This is a genomic window from Bilophila sp. 4_1_30, assembly GCF_000224655.1.
GTDB lineage: Bacteria > Desulfobacterota > Desulfovibrionia > Desulfovibrionales > Desulfovibrionaceae > Bilophila > Bilophila wadsworthia.
In genome coordinates this window covers 570,429-572,907 of sequence record NZ_JH114233.1, presented here as the reverse complement: position 1 = coordinate 572,907, position 2,479 = coordinate 570,429, and the positions used below count along the sequence as shown (strand labels likewise).

General features: G+C 59.9%; 3 protein-coding genes. All 3 read left to right on the top strand.

The window, feature by feature from the left end; genetic code table 11:
• The coding region (locus HMPREF0178_RS14390; RefSeq protein WP_009368763.1) for a TRAP transporter large permease subunit at window positions 1-381 on the top strand (381 nt) is incomplete at its 5' end.
• 87 nt (window positions 382-468) lie between these two features.
• Entirely contained in the window at window positions 469-1,515 is a 1,047-nt protein-coding gene (locus HMPREF0178_RS14385; RefSeq protein ID WP_009368762.1) for an ABC transporter substrate-binding protein, read from the top strand.
• A gap of 192 nt (window positions 1,516-1,707) precedes the next feature.
• Window positions 1,708-2,463: an ATP-binding protein gene (locus HMPREF0178_RS14380; protein WP_009368761.1), complete on the top strand. Its 756-nt coding sequence runs from the start codon at window positions 1,708-1,710 to the stop codon at window positions 2,461-2,463.
• Window positions 2,464-2,479: the final 16 nt, after the last annotated feature.

Sequence of the window (2,479 nt, the reverse complement as noted above, 5' to 3'; positions counted from 1 at the left end):
AGCGTGGGTGCGTTCCTCGGCTCCATCTCCACGGACCCGACGATCACTCTGCTGCTCATCGCGTTCTTCATCTTCCTGTGCGGTTTTGTGGCTGATACGCTGGCGATGGTCGTGGTGCTCGCGCCGGTGTTCCTGCCCATCACGAACGCCCTCGGCATCCATCCGATCCAGCTCGGCGTGCTGTTCGTGGTGTGCTGCGAAACCGGGTTCCTGACGCCTCCTTTCGGCGCGAACCTGTTCATCACCATGAAGATTACGGACGTGAAGCTTGAGGAAGTGGCGCTGAAGGCTTTCCCCTACTTGTGCACGATATGGTTGCTGATCATTCTCATTGCGGCCTGTCCGCAGCTGGTGATGTTCCTGCCGAATCTGCTCATGTAGCCCCTCCCGGGGGCCCCTCGTGCGGCGGGTCTGCCCATCCGTCGCGCGGGGGGATTCCCTTCATGTCAACCTTGCGGAGTTTTTGTCATGATTTTCGGAAAGATGAAGTCGCTGCTTGCCGTGCTGGCGCTGGCTCTTTTGCTGGCGCCCGCCGCACAGGCCGCGCCCGCCAAGCTCTCAAGCGCTTGGATGGGCGAACACGAGACCTTTGTGGCGTGGTACGCCAAACAGCAGGGCTGGGACAAGGAAGCCGGGCTTGATCTGACGATGATGCCGTTTGATTCGGGCAAGAACATCGTCGAAAGCCTTGCCGCCTACGATTGGGCAGTCGCCGGGTGCGGCGCCGTGCCCGCTTTGACCACGCCGCTGAGCGACTACCTGTACATCATTGCGGTCGCCAACGACGAATCCGCCAACAACGCCATTTATGTGCGCAAGGACAGCCCCATCCTTGAAGCCAAGGGGACGAATCCGTCCTATCCCAATGTGTATGGTTCCGCTGTGACCGTGCAAAAGGCCGATATCCTGTATCCCAAAAGCACGTCGGCGCACTACCTGCTGGCTACATGGCTGCGTATCCTCGGCTTGAGCGAAAAGGACGTGAAGCTTCAGGAAATGGAACCCACCCCGGCCCTGAGCGCCTTTACCGGCGGCGTTGGCGACGCTGTGGCCCTGTGGGCCCCCCTGACCTATGAAGCGGAGGCCAAGGGCTTCAAGTCTGTGGCGAATTCCAAGGATTGCGGCATCACGCAGCTTGTCCTGCTGGTAGCGAACCGCCGGTTTGCGGATCAGCACCCTGAGCAGGTGCAGGCGTTCCTCAAGATGTATATGCGCGGCATCGAAGCCCTGCGCGCCAAGCCCGCCAAGGAGCTTGCCGTCGACTACGTCCGTTTTTACAAGGAATGGACCGGCCGCGATCTGACGCCTGAAATGGCTGTTGCGGACATCCAGAGCCATCCGGTATTTACCCTTGAGGAACAGCTTGCCATGTTCGCCCCGGGCGGCAGTGTCCAGAAGGCCCTCAACGAGATCGTGGACTTCTCCATCAGCCACGGCTCTTTTACCCCGGAACAGATCGACAAGATGAAGGGCAAGACGCAAGTCGCCGCCCGGTTCCTCGAAGCCATCAAGTAAGTCATCTGAAAACAGAGCTTCCTCGCCCCTTTCCGGTCTGCGCCGGGAGGGGCGTTTCGCTTTTCTGCCGGGATGTCCGCTTTTTTCATGTTTTTTTACGGCAAACGGAAAATCGTGATCTTGATCACGGCGCTGGGCTTCCGTACGGTGTAGGAATCGGCTTACAGAAAGAAAACCCCGGAGGAATCCGTCATGAAGGAATACAGAAATATCATTGAAATAGACAGGGAACGCTGCAACGGCTGCGGCCAGTGCGTGCTGGACTGTGCGGAAGGCGCCATTGCGATCATCGACGGCAAGGCGACTGTGGTTTCGGACAGCTATTGCGATGGGCTCGGAGCGTGCCTTTCCGGATGCCCGCAGAATGCGCTTACCATAGTGCGCCGGGAAGCCGTGCCATTCGACGAAGAGGCAGCCATGCGCCACGTCGCCAGGCAGAAGGAAGAGCGCAGGCAACAACTTTTTCAGCCGCTCGGTAAGCACGAGCCTCACGGAACGCTCGGTTGCGGATGCTCCGGGACCACCGTGCAGGAATTCGCTCCACGGAAGCGGCAGGAAAGCAAGGCGGCAGGGCCGGTTGGTGAAAGAAGGCAGACATGGCCCGTCAAGCTGCGTCTTGTACCGTCGTCCGCCCCGTTCCTCAAGGGCGCGGATATTCTGCTTGCCGCCGACTGTTCGGCTCCCGCGTCCGCCCGGTTCTGCGAGATCGCGTCAGGAAAGGTCGTGTTGATCGCCTGCCCGAAGTTTGAGGACAACCAGGAGATGCGTGCCCGTCTGGTTGCGTTGTTTACGGAGGCGCGCCCGGCCTCGGTGACGGTCCTGCGCATGGAAGTCCCCTGTTGCCGGGGCATTGCGGCGGTTTGCCATGAAGCAGCCGAGTCGTGCGGCATCTCTGTTCGTGAGCTTGTTATGGGACGCAATGGAGAGTTGTGTCAGCTGAAGGATTGAGCAAGCGCGGAGAGCC